Raw genomic sequence first — 21,022 nt, 5'->3', positions numbered from 1 at the left:
TAACCAACAGGATAATCGGTCAATAGTGAGTAAACCTGCTGAATCCTTATAATGAGAGCCAACAGACTTGCAGTATCTGGCGGGAGACATCATGAGTACAGGATGCTCTCCCGCTGTACATAATCATCTCGCAGACAGGAGCGTGCAGCCCATGTATTCCTATGATCTGGTATTTACAGGCGGAACCGTGGTTTTCCCGGATAAGGTGCAGCAGACCGATATCGCCGTCGATAAAGGCGTCATTGTGCATATTGGCAAGCTTTCTTGCGAGGATATCGAGAGCGCCAGACAGCTCGTGAACGCAGAAGGTTTGTATATTATGGCCGGTATGATTGATGCGCATGTGCATCTGAATGAACCGGGATTTGGCGATTGGGAAGGATTCGTGACTGGATCGGCAGCACTGGCTGCAGGAGGATGCACCACGTATATGGATATGCCGCTCAATGGCGTTCCCCCGACAGTAACACCGGCCGCGCTGCAGCAGAAAAGGGAATTGGCAGTGGGTCATTCCCATATTGATTATGCCTGCTGGGGTGGGTTGGTACCGGGCAATCTGCAAGAGCTGGATGCGCTCAGTGAGCAGGGAGTATGCGGATTCAAGGCATTCATGTCGGCGCCCGGTGACCCGAGTGAAGAAGCTTTTCGCAATGTCGATGATCTTACTCTGCTTGAAGGAATGAGGCATATTGCCCGTATGGGCCGCGTACTCGCGCTTCATGCTGAAAGTGAACCTATCGTCTCTGCGTGGACAGCAGCCTTGTTGGCTGAAGGACGCACCACAGCTGCCGATTATTCCGCATCCCGCCCGATACAGGCAGAGCTGGAAGCAGTACGTACAGCACTGGAGTATGGCAGACAGACCGGCTGTTCACTGCATTTTGTACATATCAGCAGTGCAGCAGCAGTACGGATGATTCAGGACGCCAGACAGGAAGGCATGGATGTGACTCTGGAGACCTGTCCTCATTATTTGACGCTAACAGATGTTGATCTGGAGCAGATTGGTCCGGCTGCCAAATGTGCACCACCGCTGCGCAGCCTGGATGAACAAGAACTGCTGTGGCAGTGTGTCGCAGCAGGGGATATAGATATGATTACTTCGGATCATTCGCCATGTCCGACTGTACTCAAGACCGCTGCTGCCGCCGATATGTTCGACGCCTGGGGAGGCATCTCGGGAGCCCAGCATTCCCTGGAACTAATGATTAGTGAAGGATACAAGAAGCGAGGTTTGCCGCTGCCGCTAATCAGCCGGATGCTGTCCCAAGCACCTGCACGCCGATTCGGATTATATCCGCAAAAAGGAGAAATACGAATCGGTGCAGATGCAGACCTTGTGCTGGTAGATCTGAATACAGCGTATACCGTACAATCCGAACAGCTGCTCTACCGGCATAAGCATAGCCCATACGTAGACAGGGAGATGGGCTGTCAGGTCAGTATGACAGTTGTACGCGGACATATCGTTTATACCCGCGAAAAAGGTGTGCATGATCATGCTGTAGGAAAGTCACTGCACATCCGAAATGAAAAACCGCTTAGTCTCTTTTGAGTAGTATTCCGGACTTTACAAGCAAGTGAAAGTGAGGTGCGGTTAACAATCACGGGTTCAATAAAGTAGAATAAAAAACAGTAAAGTAGAATAGTAAACAGCAAATTATATAAACTGCAAAAAGGCGCCATTCCATATTGGAACAGCGCTTTTTTTATTGTGTAAAAGTATAAAAATTTATTCGGATGACATTACCGGACGAACAGAAGCGGTCTGATCCGTGTCACCTGTGTAATGACCAATTCGCCATTGAAGCAGAATCATAACGCTGATAACAACAGCCAGCACCAGATAAGCAGGCAGGAAGCTATGGTAGCTGTCATATAACCAGCCAATCATTAGCGGACCCATAGCGCCAATCAAATAACCTACACTCTGATTCATGGCAGATAATGCATTGGCCTGTGCCGTATCCGGTGCCTCCTGAATAGGTAGCATCAGTGCCAGCGGGAATAATCCACCTGTACCTATACTTAACAAAATTACAGCGAGTACAGGCAGATTTCCCATTACTAGCAGCGTTAGTGCGATAAGCTCCATAATACTGCATCCAATCAACCACCATTTGCGGCGACCGAATCGGTGAGCACCAGCCGGAATCAGAAAACTCACCGGAATCTGTGTCAGAGTGAACAGTGTCACCATATAACCGGCCTGCAGCTGGGAATATCCGATATGCTGCATAATCGGAGATAACCAGGCGGTAAAAGAATAAAAAATAGACGACATTAGACCAAAGAATACAGTCAGCAGCCAGGCACGTTTTTGGCGAAAAGGCATACGTGTTCGTTGGATGCCTTGCTCCGCAGCAGGTATGTTGACATGGATCACCAATTTAAACCAGAAGACGGCTGCGATCAGAGCCAGTAGGGACCAGCAGGACAGAGCGATAGACCAGGAACCCCCTGTCCAGTTCTGCATGGGAACCGCCAGACCGGAAGCAATCGCAGCACCAATCACCATCGATACCGAATATAGACTAACCATGGCTGCAGGATGAGGGAAATATTTTTTGATAAAGCCGGAGAGCAGTGGACTGATCATTCCGATGCCTGCACCAGCGATCAGAGCACTGCCCAGCAGCAGTCCTGGTACATGTGCCCAGCTGCGCAGAAAAGTAGACAGACCAATCAGGATAAGGGAGCACCAGATGACTTTTTCCATTCCCCAGCGCTGACTCCAACGTAGAGACAGCGGAGCGAATGTCCCCATTCCAAGTACCGGCAGAGTGACCAGCAGACTGGCGATTGTTCCATTCAGTCCCAGATCGGCTCGAATACTCTGCATTAGGGGAGAAATAGAAGTGATGGCAGGACGCAGATTGAGCGCTGCCAGAATTAATAGGATGATATAAAAACTGTACCGCATGATAAAAGCTCCTTTTCCCAGGTTTAAGCAAGAATTGATAGCCTCTTTCATGAGCCATCATCTATCCAGCATAAAACAGAGAAAATGATTGTACCATACTATTATTTCTATAATAATAATAGTATGAAACGATGATTACAGTGTGATTCCTGAGAAATTAATCTCAAAAAGTGAAATAACAAGTGGAGGAGGAGCAGAATGGAACTGCGACAGCTTCATTATTTTGTAGCAGTATGCGAAGAACTTCATTTTACCCGGGCTGCTGATCGACTGAATATCTCACAGCCTACACTGAGTCAGCAGATCAGGGTACTCGAAGACGAACTTGGCACACCGTTATTCGATCGCATTGGCAAAAAGACAGCGCTGACCGAAGCAGGCCGATTGTTGTATCATTACAGCACCACAATTCTGCGTACTATGCAAAATGCACGTTCTTCTATTGCTGAGCTGCAGGTACAACAGCGGGGAACCCTGCGCATCGGTGTATTGCCATCGGATCTGGATTATCGCCTAAATGAATTATGGATTGAGTTTCACAGTCGTTTTCCTGGAGTTCGGCTGGAGATTATACCCACTATTGAAGTGCACAAGTTTATTTTTGAAGATAAAGTGGATATTGGTATCGGACTGGCCGAACGTCCGGATCATCGCCTCGTTCAAACCCTGCTGGGCGAGGAAAGCTACAGTCTGTTCATGCCTGCCGTTCACCCTCTTGGTCAGCAGAAAGTCATTGAATTGGAGCAGGTGAGAGAGCTACCGCTTGTCTTATATCCACAGGGATTTCTAGGAAGGATACTGATCGAACGATGCTTTCAGGAAAAAGGGTGGGAGCTGATAACCGTGATGGACAATGGATCGGCGACTTCCCAGCTGCGTATGGTACAGGCAGGGATCGGATTCAGTATCCATCTTCATGATATGCTGGCAACCCTGCTGGATAATGTTCTCACTGCCGTCCCTATCGTAAATCCGGCTCCTGTACGAAAGATCGAGCTGGTGTACCGTACCGATCGTTATATGGGAGTAGCGGCAAGAGCCTTTATGGAAATGACCCGGCAGTATTTCTCACAGCCTGAAGATGCTGACACTGGATCACTGTACTGACAGGTACATAAGCATACCGTATAACGAACCCATACAGGAATAAGATACTCAAAACAAAAGCGCACGTTCTTCTCTGTGAGGCAGAAAAGGACATGCGCTTTTGGATAAGGATGGAGTTAATAAGATACATAATATAGCGATTATACATAAGAGATTTATACGCTGCAAAAATTAGCGGTTATCAATAGTCTCCGGATACATATCATGGTTCATCATGCGATGCTCGGCCATTTGCTCATACTTGGTGCCCGGTTTGCCGTAGTTGGTGTATGGATCGATCGAGATGCCGCCACGCGGGGTGAATTTGCCCCAGACTTCGATATAACGAGGGTCCATCAGTTTCACGAGATCGTTGAGGATAATATTCATGCAGTCCTCATGGAAATCACCGTGATTACGGAAGCTGAACAGGTACAGCTTGAGCGATTTGCTCTCTACCATTTTCACATCTGGGATATAGCTGATATAGATGGTCGCAAAATCCGGCTGGCCGGTAATCGGGCACAGACTGGTGAATTCCGGGCAGTTGAATTTGACAAAGTAATCACGATACGAGTGTTTGTTATCAAAGCTCTCCAAGATACTTGGATCGTACTCAAATGTGTATTTGGTACCCTGGTTACCGAGCAGGGTGAGGTCTTGCATTTCATCTTGTTGTCTTCCTGACATATGGGAATCTCCTTTTAATTACGAATTTGAGAATAGAGCTAGTTGAATGGGCAAGGCGCTTCGGAAATGATTAGCTCTTGCGGTCGCTGGTAAGCCCGGATATTTTGAAATAAGGATTACAATGGTATATATCCGGGCTTAAAGGCGACCTTTCGAGCTATTCATTCCCTCCGCTGGCGTATGGAATTCATCAGGTGCATTACTATAAGAACCGAAATCATAAAAAAGATATTCAAGCCTGCGGCTGGCATGTGGGGAATAGAGTGGCAGTAAAATCACTCGTCCTCATATGAAATATTGCTGTCCAGGCTGGCATCCTCGTGTATTGCTGAAATTAAAGTACAGTCTCGTCTACACGCCGCGTTTGTTACCCCATACGAGAGTATGCAGCTGGGGTAGAATACGGGCATCGTTAAAGGCTGGCATGTCCATAGCCTGGTCGATCAGCCATTCGTAGCGATGCAGCAGAGAAGAAGCAATATTGTCGTCGGCACTGGTAACGTCGGGATTACCGGTCTGCATGTAGAACGGTACATTCGGGTAGCGCTTGTGTACCTGTTCCGCATATTTCAGATCGGCTTCGTCGAAAATAACGACTTTGAGGCTGATCGATTGATCGACAGGTGCCTGTTCGTCCGAGTCGGCATAGATGATATCCTGCATCATCTGATTGATCTTATTTTGGCGCAGTTTGCGGATCATACTGTCCAGGATCTCGAAGTTGGTCTCCATCCCCGAGCTTGGCGGTTTGGGCGAGATGGTTACATCGTTGATATCCAGCAGCCAATCCTGCCAGCGGGAACCCTGTGTCTCGACAGCTGTACGAATTCCATCGTGGCGCAGCAGCTGAACCAGTTCACCGATGGATACCAGCAGTGCCGGATTGCCGCCCGAAATAGTGACATGGTTGAAGCGGTCACCACCGATGGCTTTGAGTTCATCGTATACGTCCTGAGCACTCAGCTTGCGGATCTGGTCTTTGGCGCTGCCGTCCCAGGTGAAGGCAGAGTCGCACCAGCTGCAGCGGTAATCGCAGCCTGCAGTACGTACGAACATTGTTTTTTGACCAATGACCATGCCTTCGCCCTGAACCGTTGGTCCGAAAATCTCCAGTACCGGGATAGTGGCTGTAGGACGGCTTGCCTTAGCAACAGATTCATTTCCACGACTGGCTTGCTCATTTTCGCGGCCTGTATGATCATTTTTATTTGTTGGCGCTTCGTTACTGTTTACTTGGTCGACGATCATATCGCTTGGTTTGTCGGTAAGGATGCGGCTCATGATTCCATCCACTCCCGTCTGGCTTCGGCATAGCTGGTTGGTGTCTCATACAACTGCACGAATTCGGTGCGTCCGCCTTGTACCTGATCGCAGTACGGATCGCTTTGCAGCGCTTGCTCCATCTGCTCGTACAGCCAGACAACCATGTTCTCGGCAGTTGTATTCATTGGCGGCAGCGTCTCGTTCAGGTAACGATGATCCAAATAAGGCTCGATGCGTTCTTTCCAGATGTTCTTGATATCGCCAAAATCCACAACGATACCATTCATGGATGGAATGCCGCTAATACCAAAAATTACTCGATACGTATGTCCATGCAGATTCATGCACTTGCCTTCGTAGGCATGCAGATGATGGGCTGCATCGAACGTAAATTCCTTGTTCACCAGCACCCGTTTGCGATGGTAGCGAAGCTGGTCATGCTGAATGTCGGTGCCATATTGCTGCAGTTTCTCGACAATACGAAAAGGTCCGGGTTGATTCGTCATTGTTGTCCACCCCGTGCAGCAGAAGTGTCGGATTCATCCAGTTCAATCATAATACGGCGGGCTGCCGGTGCAGTATTACGCTCCTGTACATATTTGTCCAGTCCTGCCTTGCGCAGCTTGCACGCCGGGCATTCTCCGCAGCCATCACCGATGATGCCGTTGTAGCAAGTGAGCGTATTCTCACGAATATATTGGAAGGCGCCCAGTTCGTCCGCCATTTTCCATGTCTCGAATTTGTCCAGCCACATCAGCGGCGTATGAATAACAAAGTCATAGTTCATGGACAGATTGAGCGTCACATTCAGGGATTTGACGAAAATATCACGGCAGTCCGGGTAGCCGCTAAAATCGGTCTCGCATACGCCGGTAATCAGATGACGTGCGCCTTTTTGCTTGGCTAGGATCGCAGCGAAGCTCAGGAACAGCAAATTGCGTCCGTCGACGAATGTGCTCGGGAGCTCTCCTTCTTCGTGGGTGATCTCGATATCTGAACGGGTCAGTGCATTGGGAGCGAGCTGGTTCAGCAAGCTCATATCCAGAATCGTCTGCTGGACTCCCAATTCTTCGGCGATTTGCTTGGCGACTTCGATCTCGGCGCTATGACGTTGTCCGTAGTTAAACGTAACTACCTCTACCTCGGCAAATGTCTGTTTTGCCCAGAACAGGCAGGTCGTACTATCCTGGCCGCCGCTGAATACGACAACCGCTTTTTCATTTTTAAGCATAAAAAAATCTCTCCATTTCCATCAGGGGATATCAGAAAATACAGCCGGGTTATGAAAGATATCGCTGCATAAGAAAATTCGGCACTAGCCAAACATCCGCAGGCAGGATATACAACCTATCCGAGCGTGGTTTCTGTTGTCCTTTGGGAAGAAGAGAGTTCCATGAACTTGATCTATAGTAGCATTCTGCAGCATCATGTTGTGTAAATGAAATACTCATCAATGAATCGGATGTATACAAAATGCTCAAGCAAAAACAAACCTGCAATTGCGGCTTTTTGAAAGTCAGATAAGTTCCAACAGACCTCATGATTATTCTGCGAGAACGGATTGTTCTAGCGAATAGGATGTGGAGTCGGTTCCTATACCTGCTTCGTAAGCACCTGCAATGAGGCGGTTTTAGTTTTTTATAGAGGGAGTTCGCGAACCTCTCCCGCGTTGTACTGCACAGAACTTCCATTTCTACCAAAATAGAAAGAGTAGTTCCTATCAGAACAACCACGGACTTTCTTCTGTTCAGGATGCGGCTTGAAAACCGCTTCATCAGTATAGCATATTCAAACCGGATTACTAGGGGGATTTATGAAATCAATCCCACCAGAAATACCAGATATTCTGCTGCTTCAGATAACTGGCATATTCACCAATCGTATCAAATCCTTCCAGTACATATGGGCAGAATAGTGTATGTTCTCTGGCAAGGTTCAGTGCCTGTTCATCCGTCTGTGGCCGCTGAAGAGCGTGCAGAATCCATGTGCTATCATTCACTGCAATCGGAATGGCATGATACTGCTGCTGCCATTCCCGGAACACAACGGATTGCAGCAGCGGCTCGGGACACTCATTGAATCCGCCCATTGGAATGATCAGCGGTGCATAATACTCCTGTCCCTGCGGCAGCGTTAGCCAGAGAGCACAATCTTCCGCACGTTCTTCTGTCCATGAGGCATCTGGCACAGGAAGTGTTTTATCCGTGGCGATCAGCTGTTCATCCAGATCATCGCGAGGACCTTCCAGCTCAGCCAGATAGCGATAGGCCTCATATAATTCCGCCGTGGATAATGAAGTTAGCGGCTGGTAGTTTACCGGAAGTTCACTTGATTCCAGCAGCCATACCATACAGCGCGCCAAAGCTTGCGTCAAAGAAAGTGTATCCGCTTCAGCGGACTGCCGGCTTACATATTCAGTGGTGGATTGTGCTGTATCGATTGCTTCTTCCATATGTTCCTCGATATTGTCATTGGGCAGCACCAGTAGCCGGTGAGCTCCATCAGGCTCTTCCCGGTAGATGACATCTGCAGGTTCAACAGTTTGAGTAGGATAGGCTTTCAGCCATTGCAGCATCACTTCGTTCATGATCAAAACTCCTTTTACGTGAAAAATGTAGTTAATTCCAATCGGATCTGCCTATGTAGGTATCAAAATAGTACTGACAGTAATGATCAAGCTATACGACAAACACACGTTGCCGTATGCTTGCTTCATTATTGTATATGTTATCATGCTGCATTCCTATGGGCTTATTCGGTTACATTGCTGGAATTGGCTACTTCGGCTGATTTACGTTCGATATGTTCCGGTTCGCCCAGATAGAAGCGGCGGATAGGCTGCACATTCTCGTCCAGTTCATAGACCAAAGGAATACCTGTAGGAATATTGAGTTCGGTCAATGTTTTCTCATCGATATCTTCCATGTATTTGATCAGTGCCCGCAGTGTATTACCGTGCGCAGAAATAAGAATACGTTCCTTTTTGCGAATCAAGGGTACAATGCGATGATGCCAGAATTCCCCAACCCTATGCACGGTATCCTGCAGACTCTCACCAAGCGGAAGATCATGCTCGTTAATATTCTTGTATCGTTCTTCCATACGTGGACTGCGCGGGTCATCGGGACTCAAGAGAGGGGGACGTACCGTTAGACTCCGCCGCCATAAATGCAGCTGTTCTTCACCATATTGGTCTGCTGTATCGGACTTGCTGAGCCCTTGCAGAGCACCATAATGTCGTTCATTCAGCTTCCAGGCTTTTTGCTCGGGAATCCAGAGTAGATCCAGCTCATCCAGAATGTAATGCATAGTCTGGATGGAGCGTTTCAAGACAGATGAGAAAGCCAGATCAAAGGTGTACCCTGCCTCGCGAATGAGCTGACCCGCTTCACGCGCCTCATGAATTCCCCTTTCACTGAGTGATACATCCGTCCAGCCAGTAAACAGGTTTTTGCGATTATATTCACTTTCTCCATGACGAACCAGAATAACGTGATACATGAAGTAGTTCCCCTTTCAGCAGATAAGAATAATGGGATGAGCGATACGTTATAAATGATGTATAAGCTATGCTGAAGTGAGCAAATAAATGGCTTGCCGGATAGTGAGGAATCCAGTACCAGGATGAGGTTATATGCTTGCTCTCTATTTGAATTTTTAACCAATACTGTCTGGTGAAAATCATGTCGATTATTTCATCAATTATTCCTTGCTGGTGTAAATGATAGATAACTTCTTCACATTGATTGGCAAGGACTCTACATTCGTGTTATTTTAAAGCAGACAGCAATTATCTATTCGTATATCTGTATGAATTACTGCGAATTAGCAGGAAGAATGCTCTAACGATCTGATTGTCTCAAACTATCTATAAAGGAGATTCATCCATGAATATTACAATCCGCAGCGCCAAGCTGGAAAAGCTAGAAGAACCGGAAAAAGGCTTTGTCGGTAAAGTCGAACTGGAAGTCGAAGGACATGCCGAACCTTACGAACTCACTCTGTTTTCCAAACGGGGCACTGACTGGGATTACAGTCTGCATTTCCTGAACGAATCCGGCAAAGAAGAAGAGATTGAAGCATTAGAGACGGTTATCGAGGAAAATGATGACGAATTCGACCGCATCATTGATGCAGCATGGGATGCCTGCGACGTGGCAGACATTCCTCCGCATGTGCAGCGCGAACGTGAAGAGGCAAGTGCTTCCAACGACTAATTAACAGCTGCTCCATCTCCTATGAATGTGTATAAACTCAATACCAAAGCTTGCATAGTCGTGTGAAGCTATCTGCCTTATAGCCATCCTGTATCTGATACAGTGTATGGCTATTTGCGCTGCAATCCATTTTTTTGCTCTACCTGCTGTGTTATAGAACAGGACTTTTCACTGCGGTCAAGGCACAAAGTCATGCTCTTCTACATACCAATGACCTGTTATGTTCAGAAAAAGTCGAAATCACTTAAAAAGTTGATATTTAAGCTGTTTATGCATTAAAATGGATAGAAAAATAGGTAGAAAAGATTTTCAAGGTTAAATTTAATGGGTACTAATAACTAATAATTGCATGAAGACGTATGTCGATTGTGACAAATATCTTCAAATTTTGAATAACGGAGTCTTTAGACTCAGGATTTTGAAAGTGCAATCCTGTTACACTAAAATATGCTCTGTGATACGCAAAGTATCCGTATAAACCAGATTGGAAACATGACATCAAGCATACGAGCAGGAATGGCAGTTCCCCTGATGTGATTTTTAACAAACTTATACAGTCACTCATTTTACAACCAAAGTTATTTTGCAAAATAGATGCGAAAGAATAGTTGAAGCGCGACGAAAAAGGCCGTTAAACAATGCCAATCTGAAGAATATATAACAGAGAGGAGATTAATAATGATCAGTTTTTTTCGCAATAAAACGATTCCGTTAGCAGATCAATGGAATAAGCTGCAGGAAGCAGGCATTGTGCTAAATGCAGACGTGGACATGAACCAGATTATTGCTGGCAATTCACTGTCCTGGTATGAAGAACGGCCGTATACCAATCTGCTAATTTCTCTGGGAGAACAGATCTGTGCAGATGGTGAATGTATCTATCCTACGAACCAGCTCTGGTATGTCGATCTGCAGGAGATCGAGAATACCGATCTTTACACCCAGCTGGCAGAACGTATGGTAGCCATGACCGGAGATCAGCTGGATATGAAGTTTATCCGCAGCTGTCTGGATCATGAGCGGGAAGAAGTACTATTTTCATTTCTGTATCATGGCGACAAGGTCGAGTGGGATATCCGGTATTACAATGAATGGGTGGACAAAACATTCTTTGACCGCATGATCCAGCTGGATATGCGTCGCGGTGGCGAGCAGCAGTTTGTCTATATGGCACTGGGTCAGCATCTGCTGATTGGTTATATGGATCAGAAGCAGTATAAAATGCTGAACAAGCTGGTCGAGCCACGCTTTGAACTCTGGAAATCATAATTACCTCTCAAGTGGTTTTCATTCTTTATCATGGACGTATACGAATATATAATAATCAGATGCCTTACTTTTGGTGGATACCAGGAGTAGGGTTTTTTTATGTATCAAAATAGAAAAAACTTCTTGATCTGTGGTGGTTGCACCAGCATTATCATTACTTTGTCTTGTGTTATCAAGTCATGGTGTAGCTACCTTGGCCGGTGATTTTGTCAAAACATCTGTCAAGGTAGCAGAATACATCGTGAGCTTTGTTCTAGATGAGCAAAATTATAATGTGAAAGAATTTTGGAATATTATGGTAAAGCACGGGTTTATACATATTTTTAAATGTTAAAGATCGAAATATCAGCCTTATTCCGGCACAAAAAGGCAGAAACACGAATGAAAACGTTATATCGAATTAAATGTAAGAAATTGATAGCTATTTCTGCATTATGGTCATTTTGTTATCGTTTTCAGTAGATATTTCAAATTTTAAGAGTTGATTTTACTTTTTATGGTAATAGAATAGATATGTACTCTTTTCCATATTTACATGTAAATACAGAAAATATCATAAGCACACCACAAAAAGGAGATGGACAGATTGAGTACGACTACCCGAACAGAGAGAGAGAATATGATGATCCCAACTGAACAGTCTTCAGAAGCGCAAACGACAGATTCCTCCCACAATGAAATGGCGGCCGCCGCCAAAACAAAGGCAAAAACAGGGGCCGATATGGTCGTGGATACCCTGATTGCCCAGGATGTACAGTATGTATTCGGTATTCCCGGAGCGAAGATCGATCCGGTATTCGATATACTGCAGGATCGTGGTCCTCAGCTAATCGTATGCCGTCACGAACAGAATGCTGCGTTTATGGCGGCAGCGATTGGCAGACTGACTGGTAAGCCCGGTGTATGTCTGGTAACATCCGGTCCTGGCGCATCCAATCTGGTCACTGGTCTGGTAACCGCCAATGCCGAAAGTGATCCTGTCGTTGCTCTTGCTGGTGCGGTTCCCCGTACAGCCAGTCTGAAGCGCACCCACCAATCGATGGATAATGCCGGGCTGTTCCAGCCGGTTACCAAATATAGCGTCGAAGTCGGACATCCCGACAACGTCGCCGAAGCGATTACGAATGCTTTCCGTGAAGCTTCTGCTTCGCAGCCCGGTGCATCCTTTGTCAGTCTGCCTACCGATGTACTGCTGCATGAAGCCAAAGATTTCAATTTCTATCAATCACGTATGCCTCAATTGGGCACTGCACCTGCAGAACTAATCGAATCGGTTGCCCGGCAGATTCGCCAAGCCAAAATGCCGGTTCTGCTGCTCGGTATGAAAGCAAGCTCACCGGCAGTCACTTCTGCAGTACGTGAACTTATTCGTGATACAGATCTGCCTGTGGTAGAGACTTTCCAGGCTGCAGGCGCTATCTCGCGCGATCTGGAAGATCATTTCTATGGACGTGTCGGTCTGTTCAGCAACCAGCCGGGCGATATTTTGCTACAGCAGTCAGATCTTGTATTAACAATCGGTTATGATCCAATCGAGTATGACCCTTATCAGTGGAATAAAGGGCAGAATCGTCTTGTTTTCCATTTGGACAACCGCAAAGCCGATATTGATCAGGATTACCAGCCAGCCGGCGAGCTGATTGGCGATATTGCGATGAACGTGAATGCATTGACACCATTATTAAAAGGATTGCGTTTTTCCAGTGAGGCACGCAATGCGATGCGCCGCCAGCAAAACAAATTGACCCAGGATGATATTGCGATTACTCCATCCGATTCAGGACGTGTTCATCCGCTTTATTTTATCCGCACGCTGCGCAAGCTGATCAGCGATCAGGTAACGGTTACCTGCGATGTGGGTTCCCACTATATCTGGATGGCACGCTACTTCCGCTCTTATGAGCCGCGTCGTCTGCTGTTCAGTAATGGGATGCAGACATTGGGAGTTGCTTTGCCATGGGCGATTGCTGCCGGACTGGTGAATCCACAGGAGAAAGTCGTATCCATCTCCGGCGATGGAGGTTTCCTGTTCTCTTCGATGGAACTGGAAACAGCGGTACGTCTGCAATCCCCGCTTGTGCACATTGTATGGAATGATGGTACGTACGATATGGTAGCCTTCCAGCAGGAAATGAAATATGGACGTACCTCCGGTGTTCATTTTGGCGATGTGGATATTGTGAAATACGCAGAGAGCTTTGGTGCGATTGGACTGCGTGTACATCAACCAGGCGAACTGGAAGATGTACTGCGTCAGGCGCTAGCTCAGCAGGGGCCTGTCGTGGTCGATATTCCTATCGATTACCGGGATAATATCAAACTTGGTGCCAAGCTGTTGCCGGATGCAATGAACTGATCGGACAATATTCTATTTGTTATGCTCATTGACTGATACATCTATTGAACGGACCCATAAAAGGAGAGAATGATCATGAAAAACCCTGCAGTATATCAGGCTTCGACAATGGTTGCACTATTGAGCGGACTGTATGACGGTGCAATCACGTTCGGAGAACTCAAGCAATATGGTGATTTTGGAATTGGTACTTTCCACCAGCTGGATGGAGAGATGATCGCCTTTGACGGTTCATTCTACCATCTATATCCGAACGGTACAGCCAAACGCGTTCTGCTGGAAGAAAGTACGCCATTTTCGACCGTGACTTTTTTTGAAGCCCAGCAGACTCATGAGCTGAACCGGACCCTGAACCGGGAACAGCTGGAAAAAGTACTGGATGAACTCATTTCCAGTCCGAATCTGTTCCATGCGATCCGGATTGAAGGTACTTTCCGTGAAGTGCATACTCGTACAGTGCCTCATCAGGAGAAACCATACAAACCATTCGTGGAAGTAACCAAGTCCCAGCCGTCGTTCCACTTTACTAATGTCAAAGGTATTATTGCCGGATTCTGGACACCTGCTTTTGCACAGGGAATCGGCGTTGCCGGTTATCATCTGCACTTTATTAATGATGCTCGTAATGGCGGCGGACATGTGCTTGATTTTGTCGTGGAGAACTGCAAAATCACCCTGTGCAGCAGCGAGCAGTTCAATCTGTTGCTGCCAAGTAGTGAGACATATCTGCAGGCCGATCTGGCTACGCCAAATCTGGAACAGGATATTCTGACTGCAGAAGGTTCCGGTTCATCCCGCTAAGTACAAAAAGCAGAAAAATCCAGCGGTAACTGCAAGATGAGCCTGGAACAGAAAACATGTATCGATAAACAAAAAGACCTTCCTGTCAGCAATAAAACAGGAAGGTTTTTCTATGGTATCTGCAAGGCTGGACAAAGAGAATATTGTAGACAAAAAGAGGATCAAAATCGATAATGTGCAGTCTGCATCTGCAGGTTCTGTGATTACACATTTTCTTAATTGTTTTCATAGGTTGTTATTACTTGATAAAAATGCCGCCGAACGGAATCACTTCACGCAGGATACGACGAAACAGACTATCATCATTCAGATGCTGTTCCAATTCACCATTGTCATGACCACTCTGGATCAGAATAGAACCGCTGCCGGTTATCGCCCATTGGTAGCGCATATGCTGGCTGGCGAGATGATTGCCATAGACGCTTAGCTTCAGCGCCGCATTCTCCGGATAGGCGAGCAGGCTGCGTGCATCCACATAGATCGGTTCGGATGGATGCAGTTTCATTTCCATAACAGTGCCCTGGGTGAGCAGTCCGATTTCTCCCTGACCGCCGAACTTCACTTTGACTACATCCCGGGTAATCAGGATATTTTTGAGTTTGAGCAGGCGGGTCTGCATAGTAATACCTTCTGTATAATAGAACAAATGGCGAAAATCATACAACAGATCGCTGCCAGGTTCGATCGTGATTGGGATCAGATTGAAGCCCGGTGGGAGAGAGGTAACAAACCGGCATGGCCCGGTAAAGTCAGCCCGGATCAGATTACGCTTGCGGTACATGCCTTTGACATCCATCAGCCGGTCATGTCGTCCATTGGAAGGACCGTCATAGGCGATGATCTGTCCGGGATGCAGCATATGGAGCTTCTCCTGATCGGCTAATGCGAGCGTGACAGCCTGTCCGGAAACAGGCGGATGAGTAGATTGCTGCCATTGCAGTTGCACGGGAGCTCCTCCTTTATCCAATAAATAAAAATGCATTCCTAAACAAAGAGCCGCCGTAGCTTAACGGCGGCGCAGTCCGAAGCGGACGAGTCGGGTAAATATAAACCACAGAGCAACCAGTCCGATCGCGGAGAACACGATCGTTTTCCAGAAACGTGCACTTGCAGCACGTTCAGCTTCCGATTTTTGCAGCTGCTGGACGGTTTGAGCCAAAAGCTGATTTTGTTCTGCTAATCGGGCATTTTCTTCCCGATAGGCTTCCATACTGGTCTTGGCTTGATCCAGCTGGTTCATTGCATTGCTGTAGCCCTGTTTAAGTTCATTGACTTCTTCGGGCAGGCTGGTAAAGCTTTTGATTCCATTCTTATAGTCTTCCCACCAGCCAGCGTGGGCAGAAGGCTGGGCAGCTGTCAGTCCGGACAGAACGATTGCCGCGATCAGACCAGTTTGCAGGTAGCGGGATTTGAGTTTCACATGAATTCCTCCTTACTATGGAGCAGGTACTGACGTAAATGTATTCTACCTATATATTAACCAGAACGCTGAATATTGCTCGGGTGCTGATTCAGTACTGCCTTACACGGTTTACGTAGGAAAGGAAAAGAAGATGCATCTTTTTGCGAGGAATGAGCAGGTAGAAGCCTCCATCTGACAGACAGTTTCAGAAGAAATAGATACTGCGGAATCCGCATTTGAACACAGCCTATGTTTAACTGATCTATATCCGGGGTAATAAATACATGTCCTGGTGGACCAGCGGCGCGCTTTCACCTGCCAGCCTAAGTGGACATAACCGATTCAACTATGCTGTATAACGGATTACCGCCTTCTCATCCATCGTGAATGGAATCTTTTATATATCACTATTTTCTATTATAACATCCAAGGAGTGAACAACATGTACGATACCAAATTTGATCCCAATTTCAAGAAAATCATGATTACGGTCAATGGAGAGCCTGTAGGCGACGGATTGCTGATCGACCGTGTAACTTATGTGCCGGTACGTGACAATCGGGACCACCTGCAAGATACATCCAATGACACTGCACAGATGATTTAACAGCCGATACGTGCTTTGCACGCGGCTGTTCATCCCGGTGCGACGATCGATTTCCAATATAGTATACCAATAGACGCGGGCAGATGCTCCGCGGCTTTTTCATTTTAATAGTGATTATGTCAATATAGTCACCCTGCAGAATTTTCTCTGTTTTAGGCTTACAGGAGAGAATGAACGCAGAGCGGGAATTGTCTTGAAACGCAGAGAATCGGGTATAATACATAATACACAGACCTATACAGAAGGATACAGATACATATCAATAGTGAGGAGTCGATGGGATGCATACACAGGAGAGCCGTACAGAACTGGAACAGGAATTGCAGCAGATTGCCAAATGGGAGAAGGATCAGAGAGGGAGTTCGATTCTGGATAAAATTGGCCGAATCCCTTTTATGTTGCTGGATCGCATGACCCCCAAATTCATAAGGGACAAAATAGGAGCAGCGATCAATGAACTGGGACGCTTTATTCAGAACGGTGGCAAATATCTAATTTCTCCAAAAGGCATTATGCAGCGTCTGGCCAAGGCTAGCGATCAGGAAGGTACCGAGCTGACTCCGCGTGAAGTAGCGAAGCTGCCCCTTAAAGTGATGGATAATGCAGCTATGGATATTTCCAGAAGCCGGTCCAATCTGGCGGCACTCGAAGGAGCGGCATCCGGTGTAGGCGGTATTTTCACCATTGCTGCAGATATTCCGGCCATGATCGGTATCTCGCTCAAAGCGCTGCAGGAAATTGCTCTATGTTACGGGTATTATCCTTCCGATCCTCAAGAGCGTTTGTTTATTCTCAAATGTCTTCAATTCGCTTCATCGGATGTCGTCGGCAAAAAGGCGGTACTTGAGGAATTGGCTGATTTTGAAAAAGGAGATACCGGCAAAGAAGTATTCTCCCAGATTCAAGGCTGGCGCGAGGTGATAACTACTTACCGTGATAATTTTGGCTGGCGCAAGCTGTTCCAGGCAGTACCTGTAGCAGGGATTATTTTTGGCTCCTTTGTAAATAAAAATTCTCTGGAAGCATTAACCGAAGTCGGTCGCACGCTATATCGCAAACGCCGCATTATGGAGCGACTGCAGCAGATGGAACAGGCAGAGTCCGGTGCAGCGGAAGCTTGAGTAGGTATGGTATATGAGATAAGAAATAATAAAGATAAAAACAAAGAAGGCGGATATTGACACTTGGATGTCATATCCGCCTTCTTTGTTTTTATTTACACGAACATATGTGCTATAATAATTCAGTTCCGTCTACTGCTGTATAAGATCCTAATGAAGATGCAGCTGCTGTATGTGCATATTCAGGATAGTATGGTCCGGATATTCTGCATGATTTTCAGCGAACAGCGCTGTAATTTGCCGGTCATTATGGTCATCGACCCATACTTTGCGCAGAGTGCCTTCCATATGCTGCTCTGCTACCGGTACATAATGATCCACTCTGCTGTTGAGGGATTGTACGGTGTCCATAAAAGCCTGCCAGGATACTTCTCGTTTGAACACCGGAGACGTCTGGGAATAGACCAGTTCATAATTGCCCTGGAGCAGTGCATCAGCCAGCTGATCCGGCTTGATCGAATCACTGGTTTCAGAGGCCGGTGTGACTTTGACCGAAGTGCGGTGTGGCTGGACAACCTGAACCGACTCTACGGATGCGCCATAGCCTTTGGCATGTTCTGATGGATCGACGGACAGTATAGTCGATTCGCTACAGCCGGCGAGCAGACTGCCAGCAAGCAGCACGGGGAGCCATTTGATGGATATTCTCATAATCATTCTCCTTAGGGAGGAGCCAAACAGGGCTCTTGGAAATAATGGTTCGGTAACAAGCGGGTTCTATCATTACCATACTATAATTCAGCGACCTAGAGGGCCGGATATCCCAAAATTAACATCGGTCTGATAATAAAAACAGCTACTTTACAAAAGTCTGATCAGACGGGATATCGTCTGTGCCATAGGAGATATTATTATTCCCACAACATGACCAATGCACAAGCAAAATGGAAAGGAAGAACACGCTTATGATGGGGAAATCCCACTTTATTATCAGTACAGGTCTCACGGTATCGCTCATGACGATGGCCGGTGTTCCTGTAACTTCGGCTGCTGTAGTAGCTGCTGCCGTCAGTTCTTTATTACCCGATATTGATGAGCCTAATTCAATCCTCGTCTCCAAGACTTTGTCGGAGCCGATCCTGCGTATTCTGCAGACGATTATGCTGGCTTCTGTTGTCTGGATTCTATGGAAAGGATTATTTGGGATGCCGTGGGATATTGGCATAGCTGTAGCGATTGTATTTGTCGCTTTTTTGCCGACCCGGTCGCTGCGCAAAGTAGTCATGTTCCTGATCGGTGTCGGTATTATCATCTATGGACGGGAAATCGCGCCGTGGAACTATATGGGCGGCAGTCTGCTTATTATCTGTACATTCTTGCCGCATCGCGGACTGACCCATACGATCTACGGTACTGCGGCCTGGACAGCGCTACTGTATGGTACGACTGCCCATCTGGGCTCCAGTATCTGGATCGCTGGCGGTACTTCCTATTTCCTGCATCTGCTGGCTGACTCGCTGACCAATCGCGGTGTAAGGCTGCTGCCGCCACTCAAGTGGAAACTGCGCTTCAATCTGATGAGTACAGGGACCAAAAAAGGGTCGGCTGTCGAGAATGTCTGTATTATCCTGACGCTCATTATTGCCGGTATCGTATTCCTGCCAAAGTTAACCGGTTAAAAGAGTCAATACAAGACCAGGAGAGCAGAAGTGCTGCTTTGCATGATTGAATTGCGAATGGGTACACAGAGGGAGTAGCATGAACAGGCAGAGAAAAGCTGGAATCTGCCTGCTTAAGGAAGAGTCGTATGCGCAAGATTGATTACCAGGAATAGCAGGCAACACAAAAAGGAACGGCTTGATCAGACCGTTCCTTTTTGGTATGCAGTGAAATACATCCAGTTCACACCTTGCATTCGACAAACATATGTTCGGTCAAAGGTCAAAAAAATATAGCATCTCGCGGGGGATACCGGTTCGCATCGCAAAAGCTTCCAGTGTCTCGCCGGGACGCTGCTCCTGCCCGGCCGTCAGCAGAGTGATCGCAAACGAATTTGCCTGCCTCTCCAGCTTGCCCGGCCAGAAATAGGAGTGCTCTTCCAGGAAAAAGCGGCTCAATCCTTTGTGCAGGCGATCATGACCCAATTCATGCGCACATACAAATCGCTGCCATTGGTCGGGTAAGCCCTGATTAATTACAATGAAGCGCCGTCTGAGTTTTTTGTAGTACAGTCCTTTGGTGGACTTGCCTAGATCCATGTAGCGAATATGTATGCCGAGCGCTTCAGCAATTTCAAAAGGGCAGTTTGTCTTATACTTGTGGACCAGATGAGCTGCAGTATCATCCATCGGTACAATCACCTCGTAAGCGTTTGGCGTTATGGTGCAGCTGTAATCTCCAACTGCCGGTAATGCGACGGCTGCATGTTACAGTCGTCTGCATTGATGACGATCCTTCAGGAACGGTTACGGCGGTCATCGGGAGCGACCGGTTTGCGCTTGTTCATTTGTTTGGCTTCCCAGAATAGTCCGGTTAACACATCCTTGATCCGCTGCTTGTCTTCATCATCCAGCGGCACACCGTCAAACATCAATTCACCATCTTCCTCAAGCATTTTTTTGAAATCACGCTTATCCCGCGAATTGGCCCATTCGGGTGTCTGCTGATTTTCTTCCGGACGCAGGTATCCGGCACGATCCATCATTTCCGCATAAGGTACATTCAGCGCTCTGGTGATTTTCTCAATCGTCTGGGGCTTGGGTACACCGCGTTTGCCATTTTCTATTCGTGAGATTTGTGAGGTGCTGATGCCGGCAAGGTCTGCCAGTTGGTTAATACTCCAGTTTTTCTGCTCACGTATTTGCTTCAAATAACTGCCAAATGAAGAATTATCCACCGACAAAACACCCTTTCTATAGGCACTGTAAACACGAATCCAATCTAAATATACAGAAGTAGATGCCAAAGCTTAATATATGTACTATACCCCAATATTGCCATTAGGTAAACAATGGAAAAGTTTACTTTGCCAAAAGGCACAAACTATAGAGCATAATGAAGATAATAATCGATTAATTGATTCAAACGGCTAAAAATGAGAGTTTACGAATAACAGATAAGCATGTTATCTTAGGAATAAGAAATGCGAACAAGATACGAACAAATGATAATAAATGGAATTTTTAATGGTTGAATGAAATAAAAGAAGGTTAAATATCTACCATCGTTGCCAAAAGACAAAAAAGAAAATGCCAGATGGAAATGATGAAATACTGTCTCTTAAGGATAAGAATTCTTTTGCTGTACCTGCTGCTGATTTCCTTTACCTTAATATATTACATCGAGGA

At 46.6% G+C, this 21,022-nt stretch carries 21 protein-coding genes and 1 riboswitch; of the genes, 9 read left to right on the top strand and 12 right to left on the bottom strand.

What is annotated here, in order from left to right; genetic code table 11:
• Positions 1 to 151: 151 nt before the first annotated feature.
• Complete coding sequence (locus tag WH46_RS02745) at positions 152 to 1,555, top strand: allantoinase (protein WP_046225589.1); 1,404 nt, start codon at positions 152 to 154, stop codon at positions 1,553 to 1,555.
• A gap of 177 nt (positions 1,556 to 1,732) precedes the next feature.
• Here WH46_RS02745 and WH46_RS02740 read toward each other — a convergent pair whose 3' ends face one another.
• Positions 1,733 to 2,923, bottom strand: coding sequence for an MFS transporter (locus tag WH46_RS02740; RefSeq protein ID WP_046225588.1), 1,191 nt, complete (start codon positions 2,921 to 2,923; stop codon positions 1,733 to 1,735).
• Positions 2,924 to 3,121: 198 nt separating this feature from the next.
• Between WH46_RS02740 and WH46_RS02735 the strand changes: the two genes are divergently transcribed.
• Positions 3,122 to 4,030 (top strand): LysR family transcriptional regulator, encoded by a 909-nt coding sequence (locus tag WH46_RS02735; RefSeq protein WP_046225587.1) that lies wholly within the window; start codon positions 3,122 to 3,124, stop codon positions 4,028 to 4,030.
• Between the two features lie 171 nt (positions 4,031 to 4,201).
• On the opposite strand, the gene queF is transcribed toward WH46_RS02735, so the two are convergent.
• From queF to gpmA, 6 genes are all read right to left on the bottom strand, one after another.
• Complete coding sequence (gene queF, locus WH46_RS02730) at positions 4,202 to 4,699, bottom strand: preQ(1) synthase (RefSeq protein WP_046225586.1); 498 nt, start codon at positions 4,697 to 4,699, stop codon at positions 4,202 to 4,204.
• Between the two features lie 351 nt (positions 4,700 to 5,050).
• The gene (gene queE, locus WH46_RS02725; protein WP_082208288.1) at positions 5,051 to 5,980 is read right to left on the bottom strand and encodes a 7-carboxy-7-deazaguanine synthase QueE; all 930 of its coding nucleotides are present in this window, start codon (positions 5,978 to 5,980) and stop codon (positions 5,051 to 5,053) included.
• Positions 5,977 to 6,468 (bottom strand): 6-carboxytetrahydropterin synthase QueD, encoded by a 492-nt coding sequence (gene queD, locus WH46_RS02720; RefSeq protein ID WP_017812797.1) that lies wholly within the window; start codon positions 6,466 to 6,468, stop codon positions 5,977 to 5,979. Before queD ends, queE begins: the two co-directional genes overlap by 4 nt.
• On the bottom strand, positions 6,465 to 7,193 hold the full coding sequence (queC, locus tag WH46_RS02715; RefSeq protein WP_046225585.1) for a 7-cyano-7-deazaguanine synthase QueC: 729 nt from the start codon (positions 7,191 to 7,193) through the stop codon (positions 6,465 to 6,467). Before queC ends, queD begins: the two co-directional genes overlap by 4 nt.
• 393 nt (positions 7,194 to 7,586) lie before the next feature.
• Positions 7,587 to 7,630: riboswitch (PreQ1 riboswitch) on the bottom strand.
• A 151-nt stretch (positions 7,631 to 7,781) separates the two neighbouring features.
• Entirely contained in the window at positions 7,782 to 8,549 is a 768-nt protein-coding gene (locus tag WH46_RS02710; protein WP_052714086.1) for a DUF4253 domain-containing protein, read from the bottom strand.
• A 164-nt stretch (positions 8,550 to 8,713) separates the two neighbouring features.
• Entirely contained in the window at positions 8,714 to 9,463 is a 750-nt protein-coding gene (gpmA, locus tag WH46_RS02705) for a 2,3-diphosphoglycerate-dependent phosphoglycerate mutase (RefSeq protein ID WP_046225584.1), read from the bottom strand.
• Between the two features lie 386 nt (positions 9,464 to 9,849).
• Here gpmA and WH46_RS02700 point away from each other — a divergent pair, with 386 nt between their 5' ends.
• The 4 genes from WH46_RS02700 to budA all read left to right on the top strand — a co-directional run bounded on the left by WH46_RS02700 (position 9,850) and on the right by budA (position 14,605).
• Positions 9,850 to 10,179, top strand: a complete 330-nt coding sequence (locus WH46_RS02700; RefSeq protein WP_046225583.1) for a hypothetical protein — start codon at positions 9,850 to 9,852, stop codon at positions 10,177 to 10,179.
• Between the two features lie 678 nt (positions 10,180 to 10,857).
• Entirely contained in the window at positions 10,858 to 11,448 is a 591-nt protein-coding gene (locus tag WH46_RS02695) for a hypothetical protein (protein WP_046225582.1), read from the top strand.
• A 679-nt stretch (positions 11,449 to 12,127) separates the two neighbouring features.
• A complete protein-coding gene (gene alsS, locus WH46_RS02690; protein ID WP_046225748.1) occupies positions 12,128 to 13,804 on the top strand; it encodes an acetolactate synthase AlsS in 1,677 nt (558 codons plus the stop codon).
• A 75-nt stretch (positions 13,805 to 13,879) separates the two neighbouring features.
• Positions 13,880 to 14,605: an acetolactate decarboxylase gene (budA, locus tag WH46_RS02685; protein WP_046225581.1), complete on the top strand. Its 726-nt coding sequence runs from the start codon at positions 13,880 to 13,882 to the stop codon at positions 14,603 to 14,605.
• Positions 14,606 to 14,843: 238 nt separating this feature from the next.
• On the opposite strand, the gene WH46_RS02680 is transcribed toward budA, so the two are convergent.
• Positions 14,844 to 15,551 carry an AIM24 family protein gene (locus tag WH46_RS02680; protein ID WP_082208287.1) on the bottom strand — a complete coding sequence of 236 codons (708 nt, stop codon included), beginning with the start codon at positions 15,549 to 15,551 and terminating at the stop codon, positions 14,844 to 14,846.
• 60 nt (positions 15,552 to 15,611) lie between these two features.
• Positions 15,612 to 16,025, bottom strand: a complete 414-nt coding sequence (locus WH46_RS02675; protein WP_017812812.1) for a hypothetical protein — start codon at positions 16,023 to 16,025, stop codon at positions 15,612 to 15,614.
• A 424-nt stretch (positions 16,026 to 16,449) separates the two neighbouring features.
• Here WH46_RS02675 and WH46_RS24200 point away from each other — a divergent pair, with 424 nt between their 5' ends.
• Positions 16,450 to 16,614: a hypothetical protein gene (locus WH46_RS24200; RefSeq protein WP_197088240.1), complete on the top strand. Its 165-nt coding sequence runs from the start codon at positions 16,450 to 16,452 to the stop codon at positions 16,612 to 16,614.
• 281 nt (positions 16,615 to 16,895) lie between these two features.
• Positions 16,896 to 17,735, top strand: coding sequence for an EcsC family protein (locus WH46_RS02670; protein ID WP_017812814.1), 840 nt, complete (start codon positions 16,896 to 16,898; stop codon positions 17,733 to 17,735).
• 150 nt (positions 17,736 to 17,885) lie between these two features.
• On the opposite strand, the gene WH46_RS02665 is transcribed toward WH46_RS02670, so the two are convergent.
• Positions 17,886 to 18,386, bottom strand: coding sequence for a hypothetical protein (locus WH46_RS02665; RefSeq protein ID WP_046225580.1), 501 nt, complete (start codon positions 18,384 to 18,386; stop codon positions 17,886 to 17,888).
• A 254-nt stretch (positions 18,387 to 18,640) separates the two neighbouring features.
• Here WH46_RS02665 and WH46_RS02660 point away from each other — a divergent pair, with 254 nt between their 5' ends.
• Positions 18,641 to 19,354: a metal-dependent hydrolase gene (locus tag WH46_RS02660; protein WP_017812816.1), complete on the top strand. Its 714-nt coding sequence runs from the start codon at positions 18,641 to 18,643 to the stop codon at positions 19,352 to 19,354.
• 255 nt (positions 19,355 to 19,609) lie between these two features.
• Here the strand turns inward: WH46_RS02660 and WH46_RS02655 are convergent, their stop codons facing one another.
• A complete protein-coding gene (locus WH46_RS02655) occupies positions 19,610 to 20,023 on the bottom strand; it encodes an ImmA/IrrE family metallo-endopeptidase (protein ID WP_046225579.1) in 414 nt (137 codons plus the stop codon).
• A 107-nt stretch (positions 20,024 to 20,130) separates the two neighbouring features.
• Positions 20,131 to 20,571: a helix-turn-helix domain-containing protein gene (locus WH46_RS02650; RefSeq protein ID WP_046225578.1), complete on the bottom strand. Its 441-nt coding sequence runs from the start codon at positions 20,569 to 20,571 to the stop codon at positions 20,131 to 20,133.
• Positions 20,572 to 21,022 lie beyond the last annotated feature (451 nt).

Source organism: Paenibacillus dauci, assembly GCF_000971985.1.
Lineage (GTDB): Bacteria > Bacillota > Bacilli > Paenibacillales > Paenibacillaceae > Saccharibacillus > Saccharibacillus dauci.
The sequence above is the reverse complement of the archived record's forward strand: the minus strand, read 5'-3'. Positions and strand labels throughout refer to the sequence as shown.